The following is a 2,219-nucleotide window of genomic DNA, read 5'->3' on the forward strand; positions in this document are numbered from 1 at the left end:
GATGCCGGAGACGCGCGGCCGCACGTCGGAGACGCGGGTCGGCGCGATGCGGCCCGGCAGCTCGCGCACCACGGCGCGGGGCTGCGGCTTGACGACGACGACACTGACGTCAGGGTCCGACGGAGGCGCGGAAGAAACTGCGGAGCTGGATTCGTCGCAGCCTGCCAACAGCGGCGCCAAGGCCGCGAGCATCATTGCAACGCATGCCGATCGCGCACGAAGTCCTGACATGAAGTGGGGTGCCCCAAAGTTTGTTGATACGGATCATGCTCGCGCGAGGCCTATTCTAGACCGTTTTGCACGCGGCTGATGACGGCAAAATAGAATGCACCTGCTGCAATGCAACGCATTGCGCGGGCGGCTCATTGTCACACGACCTATCCCGTTGGGATCTGGATACTTTTGCGGTTTCACCTGATTGTGAATCGGGCCACCGCCGCGTGCAGCGATGGAACTTCGCAATTATTCCGCGGCCTTCATGCGGTACTGACTGACGCCCCATTCGGTTCCATCGGCATAGCCAAACAGACCGGATGCCGCGAGGAGAAACCAGCGCCAGCGGCGCATCCCGGCAGCACTCTCCTCCCCATAAACCCTGCGGAGGGACGCCTCGATGGCGCCGCGCCGCGAATCGAAATTGGCGAGCCAGTCGTCGGCGGTGCGCTGGTAGTGCGTACCGCTCCAGCACCATTCCTTCTCCACCGTAAAGATGTCGTCGAATTGCCTGACGAGGTGATGACTGGGCATCAGCCCGCCCTGGAAGACATGCTGCGCGATCCAATCGCCACGATCGGCCGGGTCGAACAGCTGCGAGCCGGAGCGATGGGTGACGACGTGCATGAAGAATCGTCCCCCCGGCGCGAGCCATGACTGCACGCGCGTCATCAGCTTGCGCCAGTTGGTGATGTGCTCGAACATCTCGACCGAGACGATGCGGTCGAACTGCCGCTCTGGCGCAAAGGTGTTCATGCTGGCGGCGACGACGCGCAGATTGAGCAGCCCGCGCAGCCGCGCCTCTTCCTCGACGTAGGCGCGCTGCGCCTGCGAGGTCGCCACCGCCGTCACGGTCGCATGCGGAAACTGGCGGGCCATCCACAGCGACAGCGAGCCCCAGCCGCAGCCGAGTTCCAGGACGGTCTGTCCGTCGGCGAGCCCGGCATGCTCGACGGTCTGACGCAGCGCCTCTTCCTCCGCCTCCTGCAGGGTGCTCGCCTCGGTCTTGTAGAAGCAGGAGGAGAATTTGCGGTTGGGACCGAGCACTTCGGCGAAGAAGGACGCTGGCACCTCGTCGTACCCGGCCGCCGCCTCCTGGGCGATCGGCCGCAGCATCATCCATCCGGCGCAGGCGGCATCGTCGCCGGCGCCAAGCGCGGACAGACGCGTCGCCGTCCGGGAGCACAGACGCTGGATCGCGGCGCGGACCACCACGTCCGGCAGCGGCACGCGCTCGGCAGTCCCGATGATTGCGGAAACGACGCTCATGCGCCCCCGAATGGCAAACCTCTGTGGAGACCTGCGTATCAAAGCGCCGCTTCCGGCCCCGGTTCCGCGAGACTGTCCCCGAAATCGACGCATCCGGCGCTTTTTTTGGGCCGGCGCTGTGCCATAGTGCGGCCGCAAGCAAGCTTCGTAACGGATGATACCGGCATGCGGTCTGGCACTTCCCGCTCCACCATGGATATCGAGTACACCAAACTGTCCTCGCCCAGCGTCTTTCTGGTGCGGATGCTGGTCTTTCTGGTGCTGTGCACGCTGGTGGGCGTGGTGCTCTACAAGCAGATCATCCAGGCCTTCTTCGCCAATCCCGGGCTCAACGCCCTGATCGGGGCCGTGCTGTTCATCGGCATCGTGCTGGCCTTCCGCCAGGTGATCCGGCTCTACCCTGAAGTCTCCTGGGTCAACAATTTCCGCATCGCAGATCCCGGCCTGGCGCCGGCCCGGCACCCAAAACTGCTGGCGCCGATGGCGGCAATCCTCGGCGGCGAGCGCTCGGGGCGGATGACCATCACCCAGACCACCATGCGGCACCTGCTTGATTCGATCGCGACCCGCCTGGACGAGGCCCGCGACATCTCGCGCTACATGACCGGCCTCCTGGTCTTCCTCGGCCTGCTCGGCACCTTCTGGGGCCTGATCGAGACGGTCGGTTCGGTCGGCAAGGTGATCGACGGCCTCAAGGTCGGGGGCGATTCCGGCGCGCTGTTCGACACGCTGAAAGA

At 65.1% G+C, this 2,219-nt stretch carries 1 protein-coding gene and 2 pseudogenes; 1 reads left to right on the forward strand and 2 read right to left on the reverse strand.

Annotated features, from left to right (window positions below):
- Window positions 1-231, reverse strand: a pseudogene (locus JHD07_RS05705) (efflux transporter periplasmic adaptor subunit); the annotation flags it as partial.
- A 231-nt stretch (window positions 232-462) separates the two neighbouring features.
- Complete coding sequence (locus JHD07_RS05710) at window positions 463-1,482, reverse strand: cyclopropane-fatty-acyl-phospholipid synthase family protein (protein ID WP_291619871.1); 1,020 nt, start codon at window positions 1,480-1,482, stop codon at window positions 463-465.
- A gap of 165 nt (window positions 1,483-1,647) precedes the next feature.
- On the opposite strand from JHD07_RS05710, the pseudogene JHD07_RS05715 reads away from it, so the two are divergent.
- A pseudogene (locus JHD07_RS05715) lies at window positions 1,648-2,219 on the forward strand (flagellar motor protein MotA); the annotation flags it as partial.

Source organism: Bradyrhizobium sp., from assembly GCF_016462955.1.
Classification (GTDB): domain Bacteria; phylum Pseudomonadota; class Alphaproteobacteria; order Rhizobiales; family Xanthobacteraceae; genus Bradyrhizobium.